Below are 16,025 nucleotides of genomic sequence, written 5' to 3'. Positions count from 1 at the left end.
TCTTCCCTCTCCCCTGAGTCGCAGACGAGCGAAGCTCAACGAGAGAGGGCATATTTGGCTCAAGCCGCCATGGTGAACGGTTCCAGGCCCGACAGGCGGGTCTGCACCGGCAGCGTCGGGATGGCGCGCGGCGGGGCGCTGGCCACGGCGCGGGCGATCGCGCCGATATGGCCGGGCGTGGTGCCGCAGCAGCCGCCGACGATGTTGATCAGGCCGTCTTCCAGCCACTGGCCGATCAGCTTGGCGGTATGTTCGGGCAGCTCGTCATACTGGCCAAGGTCGTTGGGCAGGCCGGCATTGGGATAGGCCATGACCAGCGTATCGGCCTGGCGTGCCAGCGCGGCCAGATGCGGACGCAGCAGGTCCGCGCCGAACGAGCAGTTGAGCCCCACGGTGAGCGGCTTGATGTGCCGGACCGCGTGCCAGAACGCCTCGACGGTATGGCCGGAGAGGTTGCGGCCGGCCATGTCGGTGATCGTCATGCTGAGCATGATCGGCACCTCGCGACCGGCAGCCTCTGCCGCATCGCGTGCGGCCATCGCGGCAGCCTTGGCGTTGAGCGTGTCGAAGATCGTCTCGATGAGGATGAAATCGACCCCGCCCTCGACCAGCGCATCGCACTGTTCGCGATAGACATCGCGCATCATGTCGAAATCGACTTCGCGATAGCCCGGATCGTTGACATCGGGCGAAAGCGACAGCGTCTTGTTGGTCGGGCCGATCGCGCCCGCGACAAAACGTGGCTTGCCGTCGCGGGCTTCTGCCGCATCGGCTTGCTCGCGTGCGACACGGGCGGATTCGATGTTGATCTCGCGCACCAGATGCTCGGCGCCATAATCGGCCTGGCTGATGCGGTTGGCGCTGAAGGTGTTGGTCTCGATGATGTCGGATCCTGCGTCCAGATAGGCGCGGTGGATCCCGGCGATGACCGAGGGGCAGGTCAGCGCGAGAATGTCGTTATTGCCCTTCTGGTCATGGGTAAACTCGCGTCCGCCGCGAAAATCGGCCTCTTCCAGCCGGTGCGCCTGGATCTGCGTGCCATAGCCGCCGTCCAGCATCATGATGCGCGTGGCGGCAATCGACTTGAGTTTCTCGGACGGGGTCACGCGGCATTCTCCTGAAGCACCGGGGCGGCGGCGACCTTGGGGGCGCGAAGGCCCAGCAGGTGGCAGATCGCAAAGCTCAGCTCGGCGCGGTTGAGGGTATAGAAGTGGAAGTGGCGGACGCCGCCCGAATAGAGGCGGCGGCACATTTCGGCAGCCACGGTGGCAGCGACGAGCTGGCGGGTGGTCGGATGATCGTCCAGCCCTTCGAACAGATCGTTCATCCATTGCGGAATCTCGGTGCCGCACACGCCCGCAATCTTGCGCGTGGTGGCGACATTGCTGACCGGCAAGATGCCCGGCAGGATCGGCGCGGTGATGCCCGCCTTGGCATAGGCGTCGCGGAAGCGGAAAAACGCTTCGGGCGAGAAGAAGAACTGGGTGATCGCCTGGTCCGCGCCGGCATCGATCTTGCGCTTCAGATTGTCGATATCGCTGTCGGCGCAATCGGCATCCGGGTGCGTTTCGGGATAGGCGGCCACCGAAATCTCGAACGGCGCGACCTGCTTGAGGCCTTTGACCAGCTCGGCTGCATTGGCATAGCCGCCCGGATGCGGCGAGAATTTCTCGCCCGCGCGCGGCGGATCACCGCGCAGCGCGACGATATGGCGCACGCCCGCATCCCAATAGCTCTGCGCGATGGCGTCGATCTCGTCGCGCGTCGCATCGACACAGGTGAGGTGCGCGGCGGCCGGGATGGCGGTTTCGGCGGCGATGCGCGCGACCGTGGCATGGGTGCGCTCGCGCGTCGATCCGCCCGCGCCATAGGTCACCGAGACGAATTTCGGCGCCAGCGGGGCGAGCGTGGTCAGCGTGTCCCACAGCGTTTCTTCCATCTTCTCGGTCTTGGGCGGGAAGAATTCGAAGCTCACCTCGACATCTCCGGCCAGCCCCGCGAACAGCGGCGTGCCCAGCGCTTCGCGCGCTTCGGCCAGTTGTTTCAGAGAGAGAGTCATGCGGCAGCCTTTCTGGGCGTTTCTTGTGTTTGGGAATGGGGGCGGATGCGGGCAGGCTCGCCGCGATGCTGGCCCAGCCAGATCTTGACGGTGAGCGTGCCGCCCGAAAGGCTGCGCGTACCGGCCACGGCAAAACCAGCATGGTTGAGCATTGCGGCCATGGCCTCGTCGCTGAAGCCAAGCCTTGCATGCGCATCGCGCTCGCGCAGCTCTTCAAGCGCATGGGCGGCAAAATCGACAATGGCGATTCGCGCGCCCGGTGCAGCCACGCGGCCTGCCTCGTCGAGCACGGCCTGCGGGTTCTGCGCATAATGCAGCACCTGGTGCAGAAGGATGGTGTCCGCAGCTTGATCGGCGAGCGGCAGGGCATAGAAATCGGCCTGGATCAGATCGACCTCGCCGCTTGCCAGATGCTGCAGCTTGGCGCGCGCCAGACGCAGCATTTCAGGGCTGCGATCGAGCGCGGTGCTGTGATCGGCGGCGGGGCCGAACAGCTCGATCATGCGGCCCGTGCCGGTGCCGATATCGAGCAGGCGGCCCAGCGGGCGATCGCCGATCATTGCGGCGAGTGCGGCCTCGACCTCGGCCTCGGGCAGATGCAGCGAGCGGATCGCATCCCATTCGCCCGCATGCTGCGCGAAGAAATTGGCTGCGTGCTGATCGCGGACCGCGCGGATCGCATCCAGCTGCTTGCGGTCTTCGGCGTGCTGCGCGGCCAGCGCCGGACCAACCGCGTCCTCGCGGCGCAGGAACGCGTCGAGCAGCCGCGCAGCCTCATGGTCGCGGCGCGGCAGGGCCGGGCGCAGGAATACCCAGCTGCCCTCCTTGTGCCGTTCGGCGAGCCCGGCCTCGGCCAGGATGCGGACATGGCGCGATACGCGCGGCTGGCTCTGGTCCAGCACCTGCGCCAGCTCGCCCACCGACAGCTCCATCAGCTGCAGCAGCAGCATGATGCGCAGCCGGCTGTCGTCCGCCAGTGCCCGGAAGAGGGTTCCCATGTCCATGGAAGGGGCATATAAAGAAATCTTTATATGTGGTCAATGCGGCTTCGCAGGCCGGTCGGCGTGGTGCTGCCGATCAGCAGGACGTAAAGCCGTGTCACGCTTTGTCGCTTATCCCAACCAAAAAGATTGCAAAGGAAAAATTTGGGCGCTAGATGCGCGCGTCCGACAGTGGGGGCTTGGCTGAAGCTTGTCGGCACGGTTGTGACGTGTTTAACTCCTTTTGGGCTGCAATCAGCCATTTAGACAAGGACGGAAGTTCAAGATGAAGAGCATTATTTCGATCGCATCGGTTGCCGCACTCTCGCTGGCTCTGGCTGCTTGCGGCGCAGAAAAGACCGAAGAAGCTGCCACCGCCGAAGCAACCGCTGAAGAAGCTGCCGACGCCGGCATGGAAGCTGCTGAAGCTGCTGGCGACGCCGCTGCTGAAGCCACCGAAGCTGCTGGCGAAGCCACCGAAGCTGCTGCTGAAGGCGCCGTTGACGCTGCTGAAGCTGGCGCCGACAAGGCCGCTGCTGCTGCTGGCGAAGCCAAGGACGCTGCCAAGGACGCTGCTGCTGCCGCTGGCGAAGCTGCCAAGAAGTAATGCCTCGCTTCTTCGGAAGCGCAGGTAAGACACGGGCCGTCAGCGCTTTGGCGCTGGCGGCCTTGTCATTTGGTCTGGCGTCCTGCGGGCCGGCGGAAAACGATCCGGGCCCGGGCGGCGTGACCGTGGGCGAGGCCCGCGCGCTCGACGATGCCGCAGAAATGCTGGACGAGCGCCAGGCCAATCCCGATGCGGCGACCCGCAAGGCCGATCAGGCCGCTGCCGATGCTGTCGCACAAGGCGAGCGCTGAAGCGGTTCCGCTTTGTTTGCCCCGGCGCTATGACGCGGGCATGACCGATCATCCCACGACCCCGCCGATGACCTATGCGCGCTATCTCGCGCTGGATTCGCTGCTCGATTGCCAGCACCCGATCTCGTCCGAGGATGACGAGATGCTGTTCATCATCATCCACCAGACCAAGGAATTGTGGCTCAAGCAGATCATCCGCGAGCTGCAGCTGGCCAATGCCCAGGTCGCCAGTGGCGCGCTGATCCCAGCCTATAAGGGGCTGGCTCGGGTGAGCCGCATCCAGGCGGTGATGACATTGAGCTGGGATATCCTCTCGACGATGACGCCCAGCGATTATACCCGCTTTCGCGGCGTGCTGGGGCCCAGCTCGGGCTTCCAGTCCGATCAGTTCCGCACGGTCGAATATCTGCTGGGGCTGAAGGATGGCGCATTCCTGAAATATCAGCAGGACCGTCCGCACGCTCTTGGCGCGATGGAGCAGGCGCTGGTCGCCCCCAGCCTGTGGGACAATGCCATTGCGGCGCTGGCGCGTGCGGGCTTTGCCATTCCCCCTGCGCTGCTGACGCGCGATTTTGCCCAGGCGCACACGCCCGATGCGGCGGTGGAGGATGCGTTCCTGGAAGTGTATCGCCAGCCCGAGCGCTATTGGGACCTCTACCAGCTCGCCGAAAAGCTGGTCGATCTCGACGATGCGATGGCAGCGTGGCGGCACAAGCATGTGCTGACGGTGGAGCGCATCATCGGGCTGAAGCGCGGCACCGGCGGCACGGCGGGCGCGGCCTATCTGCACACGACCCTCACCAAACGCGCCTTTCCCGAACTCTGGTCGCTTCGCACGCGGCTCTAGTGGCCCTAGCTTCCCTCGAAAGCGCCACCTCCGCCTGCGCGGGGGTGACAAAATTCGTTGCAGGGACATGCGTTCGGCAGGTTTCGTGCGCAGCGAATCCCCGCTAAGCCTTGCCCCATGACCAGCACCCCGCTCCCCGATACCGAAACCCGCGGCCTGCTGTCGGTGCTGCCGACCGGGATGCGACCCTTTGCGCTGCTGGCGCGATTCGACCGGCCGATCGGCTGGTGGCTGCTCTACTGGCCCTGCGCCTATGCGCTGGCGCTGGCGGGCGGGCTGATCACGCACTGGCCGCTGCTGCTGTGGATGCTGCTGGGCGCGATTGCGATGCGCGGCGCGGGCTGCGTGTATAACGACATTGTCGACCGCGATCTCGACGCCCGCGTCGCGCGCACGCGCGGACGGCCGCTGGCGAGCGGTGCCGTCACCCTCAAGGCCGCCTGGGGCTGGCTGCTCGCCCTGTGCCTGATCGGGCTGGTCGTTCTGGTGCAGCTCAACCTGGTTGCCGCGCTGATCGCCATCGCCTCGCTGGCGCTGGTCGCGGCCTATCCGTTCATGAAGCGAATCACCTGGTGGCCGCAGGTCTGGCTGGGGCTGGTGTTCAGCTGGGGTGCGCTGGTCGCCTGGGCGGCGGTGGCGGGTACCGTTCCGCTGGCCGGGCTACTGCTGTACGGCGGCTGCATCGCCTGGGTGATCGGCTATGACACCATCTACGCGCTGCAGGATGTCGAGGATGACGCGCTGGTCGGCATCCGCTCCAGCGCGCGTGCGCTGGGCGGGGCCGTGCGGCCGGGCGTCGGCTTTTGCTACATCCTCACCATCGCGGCATGGGGCGGCGCGATCTGGCTGGTGCGGCCCGATTGGGTGGCGGTGATGGCGCTGCTGCCGGTGGCGGCGCATCTGGCGTGGCAGGTGCTGGCGCTCCGGCCCGCGGACCCGCAGGACCCGCTCGCCAAGTTCCGCAGCAACCGCAATGCCGGGCTGCTCGCCTTTCTGGCCTTTGCCGTGGTGGGCCTTGCGGGTTGATTCGATGACCTGCCAGGTAATGGCCCTGGCTATCGCGCTCGGCTAGCCTTGCACGCATGAAGCACGATAGCCGCACCCAGGAGCCCGCCGGGCAGCAACTGCGCCAATGGCGCGAACGCCGCCGTCTCAGCCAGCTGCAACTGGCGCTGGAGGTGGAAATGTCGACCCGGCATCTGAGCTTTGTCGAAACCGGCCGTGCACAGCCGAGCCGCGAGCTGATCATCCGCCTGGCCGATTATCTCGACATCCCGCTGCGTGCGCGCAACCAGATCCTGCTCGCGGCCGGGCTCGCCCCCGAGTTCGAGGAGACGGGCCTGTCCGCGCCGGAAATGGCCGAGGCGCTTGCGGCGGTCGAGCATCTGCTCAAGGCGCATGAGCCGTTTCCGGCACTGGCGGTGGACCGGCACTGGAACATGGTCGCCGCCAATGGCGCGCTCGCCTTGCTGACCGAGCAGATCGCGCCGCACCTGCTGGTACCGCCGGTCAACGTGCTGCGGCTGGCGCTGCACCCCGATGGCCTTGCCCCGCAGATCGTCAACTATGAACAATGGCGCAGCTACATCCTTCACCGGCTCGATCGCGATATCGAGCTGACCGCCGATTCGGGGCTGGCCGAGCTGCGCGATGAGCTGGCCGGCTATCCCGGGTCGGCGAATGACAATGCGCCGCCGGGCCGCGCGCCGATCGCGCTGCCGCTGACGATCGATACGGTGGCAGGCAGGCTGTCGTTCATGACCACGGTGACGATTTTCGGGACGCCGCGCGATATCACCCTGTCCGAGCTGGCGCTGGAGACATTCTTCCCGGCTGACGCACACACCATGCAGGTGCTGCGGTCGCTGGCGGAACATTGAGGGGAAGGGGATGGCAGGGCGGCTGCGAGACCTGACTAGCGAGCCGCCCTGCCTGAAGTGAAGATGACTGTACGTGCGACGTTGCACGCGCCGTGCCATCAGCGGAATTACGAGCTTTTACATAGGGCTCTATGGTTAACGCATCCCTACGCTCCAGCTGATTTGTAAAAACTTTCGACACAAGACCGGTCTGGCGGTTCATCATTCAAGCCGGTGCGGTGCGCAAACTGCGCCCAGTGCTGCACGGCACGCCAACCAATTCTCCCGCACATATCCCGAAATACGGGCTCTCTGCAGCCTATTGGAATAATATTGGATCCACTTGGCAGTACTAGTATACAGTTTACAAGGCCAGCCCAGCCAGTGTCCTGCTACATCTGGTCTGCCGGTCATCGACTTCTCTGCTTGCATTTCGTCAGCATGGTTCTAGAGAGCGCCTCCTTCTGCAATCGATTGCAAATCTGTGGGGGTAGAATGACTGTCGATGCCTTTCTCGATTACCTGGACTGGCTGGATAGCGATGCGGGGATTTGGATCGATCCCCCGAAGTGCAGTGGCTATCGGCTGTGCACCTTGATCTGGCCCTTTTATGACCAGATCGGAGACTTGAACCGGGAAAACCTGATCAAGGTACCCTTTGACGATCTATTTGCAGAACGGCTCGACCAGAAGCTGGTGATGTGGGCCGGGTCAGACAGCATCTGCCTGCCACCCCTTACGCCTGGTGAGCGGGTCTTGCTGATGGAAAGGCTAAACCAGTTTCTCGCCATAGCCATTACCAACTCGGCTTTTGGCCAGGCCATGCCTTGCGCTCCATCCCATTGGACCGAAATGCAGCAGGCCGTGGGCATCATGCTGCTCTACATTCACGGCATGAAGCTGCCGGAATGATCTGCGGCAATGAGTGGATGGCCCGCCGGGAATCATGGTTATCAAAATCCTAAACCGGCTCTCGCCGCTGCCGTTATCCCCTTCATCGCATCGCAAGCAAAAAAGGAGACGCAGCAATGATCGGCATATTGGCGCAAAAGGGGCTCAGCCTTTTCGGGCGCGCGCCCACGCAGATGTCGCCGGCCTTGTCTTCGCCCGAACGCGAAAAGCTGATCGGCCTGCTCGACATGCTGGTCGATGAATGCGAGCGCGAGGCGGAGCTAGTCAGCAGCGCAGCCGACCTGCCCGATCGCTACGGATCGCTGGCGCGCGAAGCGGCGCAGCGGCTGTATCGCATCGAGCCGGACCGGATCGCCGAGCGGATCCTGCGCCACTGACCCGGCGGCGCTGGCATTTTTCGCGCTTGGCAGTCTGCGCGCGATAGGCAATGACGGGTGCATGGCCGATCCCGAACCGCAGACCGCTGACCCGCATATCCAGACCGTCGATCCGCGCACCGGCGAACCGCTGATCGCTGCCACGCCCGCCGCCACCATCGTCATCTTCCGCGATTGCCCCGAAGGCGGCGCGCCCGAGCTGCTGATGGTCGAGCGATCGTCGCAAATGGTGTTTGCAGGCGGCGCGGTGGTGTTTCCCGGGGGCCGGGTCGATCCCGATGACCATGCGATTGCCGCCAGCATCGATCATCAGCTGGACCCGGATGATGCCGCCGCCCGCATCGCCGCCATTCGCGAGACGATCGAGGAAACCGGGCTTGGCATCGGTTTTGTCGTTCCGCCCGAGCGTGAGGCGCTGGCTGCAGCCAGGGCGGCGATGAATGCAGGCAGCGTGTTTTCTGCGCTGTGCCGCGAGGCTCAATGGCAGTTCGATCTTTCGGCGCTGACCCCGTTCACGCGCTGGCGGCCGCCGTTCAACGAGGGGCGGGTGTTCGACACGCGCTTCTATATCGCGCGCTATGACGGGCATGATCATATCGTCGAGGTCGATGCGACCGAGAACCGGCATCTGTTCTGGGCCTCTGCATCCGATGCCCTGGCCATGGCGGATGAAGGCAAGGTCAAGCTGATCTTCCCCACCCGGCGCAACATGGAACGCCTGGCACAGCTGGGCTGCCATGCCGATGCGGTGGAGCATGCCACGCACTATCCGCCGCAGATGATCATGCCGTTCATCGAAGAGCGCGACGGCAAGCCGTTCTTGTGCATTCCCGAGGGCATGGGCTATCCGGTGACCAGCGAACCGATGGGTTCTGCGCTGCGCCGCTGATCGGGCCGGGAAGCTAAATTCACGGCGTCCAGGGAACCGCATCGCCCATGGCTTCGTAACCGGTTCATCCCAATCGGAGATGAACCATGTTGCGTTATGCCCTTATCTTTCTGATCGTCGCGATCGTCGCAGGCGTGCTGGGCTTTGGCGGTATCGCCGGAGCTTCGGCAGGTATTGCCAAGATCCTTTTCTTCCTTTTCCTGCTGTTCCTCGTGGCCAGCCTGGTGATGCATCTGGTGCGCGGCCGCGCGTAATAGTGCATCATTCAGCCGATTACAAAAAAGGCCCGGAGCGATCCGGGCCTTTTTCTTTGCGCGATGGATCGAGGCGATCAGTCGATGGCGCGTTCGGCGGCACGGCCAACCGATTCGACGTCGCGGCCGGCACCCTTGACGGTGTTGCAGGCAGAAAGCAGCGACGCGACCAGGCCGGCGGCGATCACGATACGGAGAGAGGCGCTACGGTTCATGGGGATCATCCTTCTTCTTCAATGGCTTGTTGTTGATGTTCTGGGGGTTGGCCCGGCCATTAACGCGAAGCTGGGATACAGGTTGCCGACAAATCGCTTGGAACCATCCCGGTAGCGGGGGGTTGTTGGATCATGGCACTGCGAGCCGACGGGTTGTGAGGACCCGGGTTGCAGAGCCGGGTGAGGACCAATCCATGCTGCTTTGGGGGCAGCTTAAGAGAGGCGAAGTTATGACGATCATTCAGGACCAGTCGACCGAAGCGAATGCCGCCGATGCGCGGGACGAAGAGGCCGTGGTGCCGCTGGATGATGCAACGTTCAAGCAGCGGCTTGCTGCGACCATCCCGCATCTGCGTGCCTTTGCGTACAGCCTGTGCGGCAAGATGGATGTCGCCGATGATCTGGTTCAGGATACCATGCTGAAGGCATGGGCCGCGCGTGCGCGTTTCCGTCCGGATACCTCGATGCGCGCCTGGACCTTCGTGATCCTGCGCAACTGCTATATCTCGCAGATGCGCCGCAACAAGTTTACCGCGCCTTATGATGAGGGCGTTGCCGAGCGCACGCTGACGGCCAATGCCGACCAGCAGGCGCCGCTCCACCTGGAAGATGTGCGCATGGCGCTGATGCAGCTGGGCGCGGATCAGCGTGAGGCGATCATCCTCGTCGGCGCTGGCGGCTTTTCCTACGAGGAAGCTGCGGAAATCTGCGATTGCGCGGTCGGTACGATGAAGAGCCGCGTGTCGCGCGCCCGTGCGGCGCTGGTCGCCATGCTCGACGGCGATTCACCCATCGGTACGCGTCGTCAGCGCAATTCGGCCGATGAGGCGATGAGCGACATTCTGGGTACGCTCGACCGGCTGAGCGAGGGCGTTACCGCGCTCGCGGCCTGAAATAGCTATCCGGCATATGGCCGGGAACCGTCGGCCCTTTGAAGGTCGCGGTCATGTTCAACCCAGGGGCGGTCTGTGCCCCGCAATCTTGACAGCAGCCTAAGGCTGGACGGGAAGTGTAGACAGTGCGCGGTGCCAGTTCCCTAGATCGTCTGGAGGCCAGTGCCATGCGTACTTCATGTTTCGATCCCGTCGTCATGCGCCAGGCGCGCATCGGCCGCAGTTTGCGCGAAGTCTATGACGGCGTCGCCGACAGCCCGCTGCCCGACCAGTTCGATGCCCTGCTGAGTGAACTCGACAAGATTGCCGGACCCGAGCGCCGCTAGACGCCGGTTTGCTCTCCGATAACAATTCCCAAGCCCGTCCGGACCATGTCCGGGCGGGTTTTTTGCTGCGCTGGGTCGTGTCGCCTGAGGGCAAATCTCCGCTCGATCGCCTCGGCACCTGGCAGCGCAGGGCAAGAAAAAGGCCGCGACCCGTCCTGGATCGCGGCCTTTTCGGTCCGGATGGAATGCGCGGTGATCAGCTGATCAGGGCACGCAGCATCCAGGCATTTTCTTCGTGCTTGCCGATGCGTGCGGTCAGCAGATCGGCAGTGAACACGTCGTCAGCATCTTCGGCCACTTCGACAAATTCGCGCATGCGCTTGGCAATGGCTTCGTTGTCGGTGATCAGGCCCTTGATCATCGCATCGGCCTGACGCGGCGTTTCGCTCGAATCGACGACCGACAGCTTGGTATAGTCGCCGAACGATGCCGGAGCGATTTCGCCCAGCGCACGGATGCGCTCTGCGATCACGTCGGCAGCAGCGTGCAGATCTTCATACTGCTCTTCGGTCAGCTTGTGCACGCTGTAGAACGACGGGCCGACGATGTTCCAGTGAACGCCCAGCGTCTTCAGATAGAGCGAATAGGTATCGGCCAGGGCGTGCTGGAGCGCCTTGGCGACTTCCTTGCGATCCTTGGGTTCGATGCCGGTATCGACATTTTCGGATTTGGTGGTCTTGGCTGCAGTGGCCATGTCAATTCCTCCTGTTTTGGTACGGGAAAGGGGGCCTTGCGGAATGGCAGGGCCTGCCACCGTGCTTACGTGCAGCCCTGCTACCGGTTCCCGCAGCATGCCGGTTTCCCGTCGCACCAAGCACCGTTTTGGGGAGACTCTTGACAGAAGGTTACAAATGTCGGCTAATCCCCCAAGGAGTGGGGCCATGAACGACGAACTGCAACCGTCTGCCGTTAAACAGAAATCCATCGATCAGACGCCCACGGCGCTGGTCGGCTGGACGCATCTGGACATGCCGAACGGCATCGATCTCAGGATCGAATGCGCACGATCGCGCATCGCGCTCGACAATGATGTCATCGAACAGCGCGATATCGTGATGACGCGCAACCAGGCATTGCTGCTGGCGCGCTACCTGCTCAAGGTTACCGGCCAGACGCTGCCGGAAGAGCCGAGGCCGACCTTCTGGGCACGGCTGCGGGGCAGCTTGAGCGGCAATCGCACGCCCGCACGTCGGCCCGCCGCGCGCAACTTCGCATCCTGACCGGATCGGCGCTGCGGTTTGAGGGTTGATCCGTGCGGTGATCGGTTCTACCCGCCGCACCGATGGGGCACTTTCGTAACCTGACCCGACGCGCGCTGCCGGTTCTGCTGCTGGCAATGCTGTTCGGCGCGCTCGCGCCGCGCGGGTTCATGCCGCATTTCGGGCCGGACGGACTGACCATCGAGCTGTGCTCGGGCCTCGGCAACAAGGCGACCACCATCTCGCGCGATGATCCGCGCTACCAGGATTATGCCAGGCTGGCGGCAGCAAAGGCTGGCCAGCAGCCAGACGATTCAGGCGATGATGCGGACAATCCGATGCCGCCCTGCGCCTTTGCCGGCTTGGGCCTGCTCGCCGTTCCAGTCGATGCGATCGTCGTGCCCGAGATGATGACGACCACTGAGGTGCCGCCTGCGCTGCACCATCAGCTGTTGCGCGCGCGGCATCACGCCGCCACCCCGCCTGCCACCGGACCACCCAGCTTTCTCTGAACCATTGACGCTTTCGCAGCCCGCCACCGCGTGCCCTTGAGGGTGCGTGGGCCACCGGCGTGCCGCGTACCTGTGAATCCCGTGTTCAGGGACTGATACCCATGAAGAATACCGCATTTCTGCGCGCCGCCCTGCTGGGCGGGGCCACTTTCGCCTGTGCCTCCCCCATGCTTGTCACCCCCGCTTTCGCTCAGGGTGTCGGCCAGCGCACCGATCCCGTCATCGTCGTGACCGCCAGCACCGCCGGCACCCCCACTTCACCCAGCGTCGAAGAGGCGCGCCAGCGGCTCGAACAGGTGCCGGGCGGCGTCGGCCTGGTCGAAGACACCGTGTTCGCCGAGGATTTTGCGCAGAGCATTGGCGATGTGCTGATCTTCACCCCCGGAGTGTTCGCGGATACCAGCGCGCAGCGTGAATCGCGCATCTCGATCCGTGGTTCGGGCCTCAATTCGGGCTTCGAGCGGCGCGGGCTCACCGTGCTTCGTGATGGTGTGCCGATCAGCCGCGCGAGCGGCGCGACCGAATTCCAGGAGATCGACCCGCTCACCATCCGCTATCTGGAAGTGTTCAAGGGCGCTAACGGCCTGCAATTCGGCGCAGCGTCGCTGGGCGGCGCGGTCAATATTGTCTCGCCGACAGGACGCACCGCGCATTCGCGCTTTTCGGGCCGGATCGAGGGCGGCAGCTTCAACACGCTGCGCGGCAATCTCAGCGCCTCGGGCGTGTCGGGCAACACCGATTATTATATCGGCCTGACCGGTCTGCGTGACGACGGCTTTCGCGAGCATAGCGATGTGCGCAGCCTTTATGGCCATGGCAATATCGGCTTCAAGCTGGGCGACAATGTCGAAACGCGCTTCTATGTCACCGCGCTCAGCGACAATTTCGAGCTGAACGGATCGCTGCGCCTCGCCGATGCGCTCGCCAATCCCCGTGCGGCGGGGCGCCCGGTCACGGTGGGTCCGTTCCGACCCGGCGGCCCGGTGACGGTGCTCGATCCCGGCCCGGTCGCCGACGACTGGGACCGCAATCTGGATGTGCTGCGCCTGTCCAACCTCACTGTGATCAGTATGGGCAGCAGCACGGTGGAAATCGGCGGCTGGTATGCCCGGCGCACGCTTGACCATGCGATCACCCGCTTTGCCGGCATCATCGATCAGAAGGAGGATGAATTCGGCGTCTCGCTGCGCGGACTGGGCGAATTCACGTTGCTGGGCGATGCGGTCAGCCGCTGGACGCTGGGCGGCAGCTTCGCCACGGCCGACAACCGCGCCCGCCGTCACCGCAATGTGGCTGGGCAGCGCGCCGGGTTGACCAGCGAATCCGAACAGAATTCGACCAACCTCACCGCCTTCGGTCAGCTCGATCTCGGCCTTTCCAGCCGCTTCACCGCGATTGTCGGCGGCCAGTATGTCAAGGTGGTGCGCGATGTCGATGCGGTGCTGGCCGAGATTTCCGGTCGCGGCGAATATGACCAGTTCAGCCCGCGTTTCGGCCTGCTCTACCAGCTGGCGGACAATGCGCAGCTTTATGGCAATATCAACCGCAGCTTCGAACCGCCCAGCCTTGCCGACCTGACCTCGGGCGGCGCGCGGCCCTTTGCGCCGCTCAAGGCACAGCGCGCGACGACCTTCGAGATCGGCAGTCGAGGCCAGGCTGATTTCGTCGCCTGGGATGTCTCGCTCTATCGCAGCGAGGTGGAGAACGAGTTTCTCGACTTCGGGTTGCCGGGCGCGAACGGCTTTGTCTCGTTCACCGCCAATGCCGACAAGACGATCCATCAGGGCATCGAACTGGGGCTCGACGTCTATGTCGCGCGCGAAGTGCTGGCGGCGCGCGGTCAGGCGTTCACGCTGCGCGGGGCCTATACGTTCAACGATTTCCGTTTCGATGGCGACCTGACCTATGGCGACAACCAGCTGGCCGGGGTGCCGCGGCACATTTTCGTGTCCGAAGCACGGTTCGAGCAGAAGGACAGCTGGTATGTCTCGGCGAACCTCCGCTGGGTGTTCGACGGCCCCTGGGCAGACTTTGCCAATACCGAGCGGGCCCCTGGCTATGAACTGGTCGGCATCACCGCGGGCGTCGATGTGATCCCCGGCGTGCGGCTGTTCGGATCGGTCGAGAACCTGTTCGACACTGTGTTCATCTCGAACGTCGCAACCAACGCCAACCAGTCGCTGGAACGCGCTGCGATCTACACCCCGGGTGTCGGCCGCGCGATCTACGGCGGCATCCAGGCCCGCTTCTGAGCGAAACGGAAAGGGAGAACAGCATCATGGCAAACCGTCCCAAGCTCGCCCGCTGGTCGATGAGCAAGCACCAATGGCTGGCGCTGATCGGCGGCATCAGCCTGTTTATCTGGGGGCTTTCGGGCATGGCGCATATCGCCATGGTGCTGTTCGGCCCGCAGCAGCTGGAGTTCATGCCGCCGAAGCGCCCGGTCGACATGGCCGGTGCCGCGCCGGTGGAGCAGGTGCTCGCCCGTGCCGGGATCAGCAAGGCGCGCGCGGTCAAGGTCGTGGTCGGCAAGGACCGGAACCTGCTGCAGGTGACTGAGACACCCCAAGCCCCGCGCCGCTATTTCCGGCTGGATACCGGCGCTGAACTGGCGAACGAAGATGCCCGCCAGGCCGAGTTCATCGCCCGGCATTTCCTCAAGGAGCAGCGCCCGGTCGCCGAAATCGTCCAGCAAAGGGCGTTCGATGCCGATTACCCCTGGGTCAACCGGCTGCTGCCCGTCTGGCGCATCCGATTTGCCGGCGATGATCGGCTGACCGCCTATGTCCATACCGAAACCAGCAGTCTGGCGGCGGTGAACAATCTCACCAAGACCCGGTTGCAGACGGTGTTCCGTTTCCTGCACAGCTGGGAATGGGTGCCCGAGGAACTCAACTGGCTGCGCGTCATCGTCATCACGGCGATGGTCGGCAGCCTCGCGGCGCTGGCGGTGACCGGCATCTTGCTGCTCGTTGCGATCCGGCGCGGCAAGCGGCTGCCGGGGTCGAAAGGCTGGCACCGGGTGATGGGCTATGTGCTCGCGCTGCCGCTGCTGATGTTCTCGGTCAGTGGCATCATCCATCTGGTGCAGGCCGCGCTGGAGGCGCCGACCAGCCAGCTGCGGCTTTCGCCTTCGATCAATGTCGCCAACGCCCGCTATCCGGTCGAGCGCGATTGGGCCGAGATCGCCAGGGGCCTTGATGTCAACGCGCTGTCGCTGGTCGAGGGGCCCGATGGCCGCGCGCTCTATCGCCTGGGTCTCGCCCAGCCGGGCGCAGGCGCGCCCAAGGGCGAGCACGATCACAGCGCGCATCAGGGGCACACTATGCCGATGGGCGACACCGCAATCCGCAACGCCCGATTTGAAGGTGTCAGTCCGACCGGCCCCGCGCTCTATATCGATGCCGCGACCGGCAAGCCCTGGGCCGATGGCGACAAGGCCCTGGCCAGGGCGCTGGGCAGACGGTTCAGCGGCGCACCGGACAGCGCGATCAGGAACATGGAAATCGTCACCCGCTTCGGCCCGGATTACGATTTCCGCAACAAGCGGCTTCCCGTCTGGCGCATCGATTATGGCGCGCCGGTCAATGCGACCCTGTTCGTCGATACCACCACCGGCGTGCTCGCCGACCGGACGGAAAACTGGCAGAAGCCCGAACGCTATATCTTCAGCTTCATCCACAAATGGAACTTCCTGTTCCCCATCGGCAAGGTCGGGCTGAATGCGGTGGTCGGAACCTTCATGCTGCTGCTGATGGGCTTCATGGCCGGCATCGGGCTGTGGCTCGACCGGCGGCGCAGGAGAAACCAAAAGCCGCTTGCCCGCTGATGACATTGGCCCCTAG

Annotated in this window: 20 protein-coding genes; 15 read left to right on the top strand and 5 right to left on the bottom strand. The window is 64.2% G+C overall.

Annotation, left to right across the window (positions count from 1 at the left end):
* Positions 1–59: 59 nt before the first annotated feature.
* From OU999_12480 to OU999_12470, 3 genes are read right to left on the bottom strand one after another with little or no spacing between them, the layout of a single operon-like run.
* Positions 60–1,106 (bottom strand): homocysteine S-methyltransferase family protein, encoded by a 1,047-nt coding sequence (locus OU999_12480; protein ID WAC22564.1) that lies wholly within the window; start codon positions 1,104–1,106, stop codon positions 60–62.
* Entirely contained in the window at positions 1,103–2,059 is a 957-nt protein-coding gene (gene metF / locus OU999_12475; GenBank protein ID WAC22563.1) for a methylenetetrahydrofolate reductase, read from the bottom strand. The genes OU999_12480 and metF overlap by 4 nt, the downstream gene beginning before the upstream one ends.
* Positions 2,056–3,063: a metalloregulator ArsR/SmtB family transcription factor gene (locus OU999_12470; GenBank protein WAC22562.1), complete on the bottom strand. Its 1,008-nt coding sequence runs from the start codon at positions 3,061–3,063 to the stop codon at positions 2,056–2,058. The genes metF and OU999_12470 overlap by 4 nt, the downstream gene beginning before the upstream one ends.
* 262 nt (positions 3,064–3,325) lie before the next feature.
* Between OU999_12470 and OU999_12465 the strand changes: the two genes are divergently transcribed.
* The 9 genes from OU999_12465 (at position 3,326) to OU999_12425 (ending at position 9,035) form a co-directional block, all read left to right on the top strand.
* Positions 3,326–3,646, top strand: coding sequence for a hypothetical protein (locus tag OU999_12465; protein ID WAC22561.1), 321 nt, complete (start codon positions 3,326–3,328; stop codon positions 3,644–3,646).
* Positions 3,647–3,708: 62 nt separating this feature from the next.
* Positions 3,709–3,897 (top strand): hypothetical protein, encoded by a 189-nt coding sequence (locus tag OU999_12460; protein WAC22560.1) that lies wholly within the window; start codon positions 3,709–3,711, stop codon positions 3,895–3,897.
* A gap of 40 nt (positions 3,898–3,937) precedes the next feature.
* On the top strand, positions 3,938–4,744 hold the full coding sequence (locus tag OU999_12455) for a tryptophan 2,3-dioxygenase (protein ID WAC22559.1): 807 nt from the start codon (positions 3,938–3,940) through the stop codon (positions 4,742–4,744).
* Between the two features lie 117 nt (positions 4,745–4,861).
* Positions 4,862–5,770, top strand: coding sequence for a 4-hydroxybenzoate octaprenyltransferase (gene ubiA / locus OU999_12450; protein ID WAC22558.1), 909 nt, complete (start codon positions 4,862–4,864; stop codon positions 5,768–5,770).
* A 56-nt stretch (positions 5,771–5,826) separates the two neighbouring features.
* Positions 5,827–6,624: a helix-turn-helix transcriptional regulator gene (locus tag OU999_12445; GenBank protein WAC22557.1), complete on the top strand. Its 798-nt coding sequence runs from the start codon at positions 5,827–5,829 to the stop codon at positions 6,622–6,624.
* Between the two features lie 474 nt (positions 6,625–7,098).
* The gene (locus OU999_12440) at positions 7,099–7,515 is read left to right on the top strand and encodes a hypothetical protein (protein ID WAC22556.1); all 417 of its coding nucleotides are present in this window, start codon (positions 7,099–7,101) and stop codon (positions 7,513–7,515) included.
* 116 nt (positions 7,516–7,631) lie between these two features.
* Positions 7,632–7,892 carry a hypothetical protein gene (locus OU999_12435; protein WAC22555.1) on the top strand — a complete coding sequence of 87 codons (261 nt, stop codon included), beginning with the start codon at positions 7,632–7,634 and terminating at the stop codon, positions 7,890–7,892.
* Positions 7,893–7,953: 61 nt separating this feature from the next.
* Positions 7,954–8,781, top strand: coding sequence for an NUDIX domain-containing protein (locus tag OU999_12430; protein ID WAC22554.1), 828 nt, complete (start codon positions 7,954–7,956; stop codon positions 8,779–8,781).
* An 86-nt stretch (positions 8,782–8,867) separates the two neighbouring features.
* Positions 8,868–9,035: a DUF1328 domain-containing protein gene (locus OU999_12425; protein ID WAC22553.1), complete on the top strand. Its 168-nt coding sequence runs from the start codon at positions 8,868–8,870 to the stop codon at positions 9,033–9,035.
* Between the two features lie 77 nt (positions 9,036–9,112).
* Here OU999_12425 and OU999_12420 read toward each other — a convergent pair whose 3' ends face one another.
* Positions 9,113–9,250: an entericidin A/B family lipoprotein gene (locus OU999_12420; protein ID WAC22552.1), complete on the bottom strand. Its 138-nt coding sequence runs from the start codon at positions 9,248–9,250 to the stop codon at positions 9,113–9,115.
* Between the two features lie 230 nt (positions 9,251–9,480).
* Here OU999_12420 and OU999_12415 point away from each other — a divergent pair, with 230 nt between their 5' ends.
* On the top strand, positions 9,481–10,143 hold the full coding sequence (locus tag OU999_12415; GenBank protein WAC22551.1) for a sigma-70 family RNA polymerase sigma factor: 663 nt from the start codon (positions 9,481–9,483) through the stop codon (positions 10,141–10,143).
* Positions 10,144–10,310: 167 nt separating this feature from the next.
* Positions 10,311–10,469, top strand: a complete 159-nt coding sequence (locus OU999_12410; GenBank protein WAC22550.1) for a NepR family anti-sigma factor — start codon at positions 10,311–10,313, stop codon at positions 10,467–10,469.
* Between the two features lie 196 nt (positions 10,470–10,665).
* Here the strand turns inward: OU999_12410 and OU999_12405 are convergent, their stop codons facing one another.
* Entirely contained in the window at positions 10,666–11,163 is a 498-nt protein-coding gene (locus tag OU999_12405; GenBank protein ID WAC22549.1) for a DNA starvation/stationary phase protection protein, read from the bottom strand.
* A gap of 187 nt (positions 11,164–11,350) precedes the next feature.
* Between OU999_12405 and OU999_12400 the strand changes: the two genes are divergently transcribed.
* From OU999_12400 to OU999_12385, 4 genes are all read left to right on the top strand, one after another.
* The gene (locus tag OU999_12400; GenBank protein ID WAC22548.1) at positions 11,351–11,689 is read left to right on the top strand and encodes a hypothetical protein; all 339 of its coding nucleotides are present in this window, start codon (positions 11,351–11,353) and stop codon (positions 11,687–11,689) included.
* Positions 11,690–11,751: 62 nt separating this feature from the next.
* On the top strand, positions 11,752–12,180 hold the full coding sequence (locus tag OU999_12395) for a hypothetical protein (GenBank protein WAC22547.1): 429 nt from the start codon (positions 11,752–11,754) through the stop codon (positions 12,178–12,180).
* Positions 12,181–12,281: 101 nt separating this feature from the next.
* A complete protein-coding gene (locus OU999_12390; GenBank protein ID WAC22546.1) occupies positions 12,282–14,432 on the top strand; it encodes a TonB-dependent receptor in 2,151 nt (716 codons plus the stop codon).
* A 26-nt stretch (positions 14,433–14,458) separates the two neighbouring features.
* Positions 14,459–16,009 (top strand): PepSY domain-containing protein, encoded by a 1,551-nt coding sequence (locus tag OU999_12385; GenBank protein ID WAC22545.1) that lies wholly within the window; start codon positions 14,459–14,461, stop codon positions 16,007–16,009.
* The last annotated feature ends 16 nt before the right edge of the window (positions 16,010–16,025 follow it).

This window comes from Blastomonas sp. SL216 (assembly GCA_026625625.1).
Lineage (GTDB): Bacteria > Pseudomonadota > Alphaproteobacteria > Sphingomonadales > Sphingomonadaceae > Blastomonas.
This window is presented reverse-complemented; position numbering and strand designations above follow the sequence as displayed.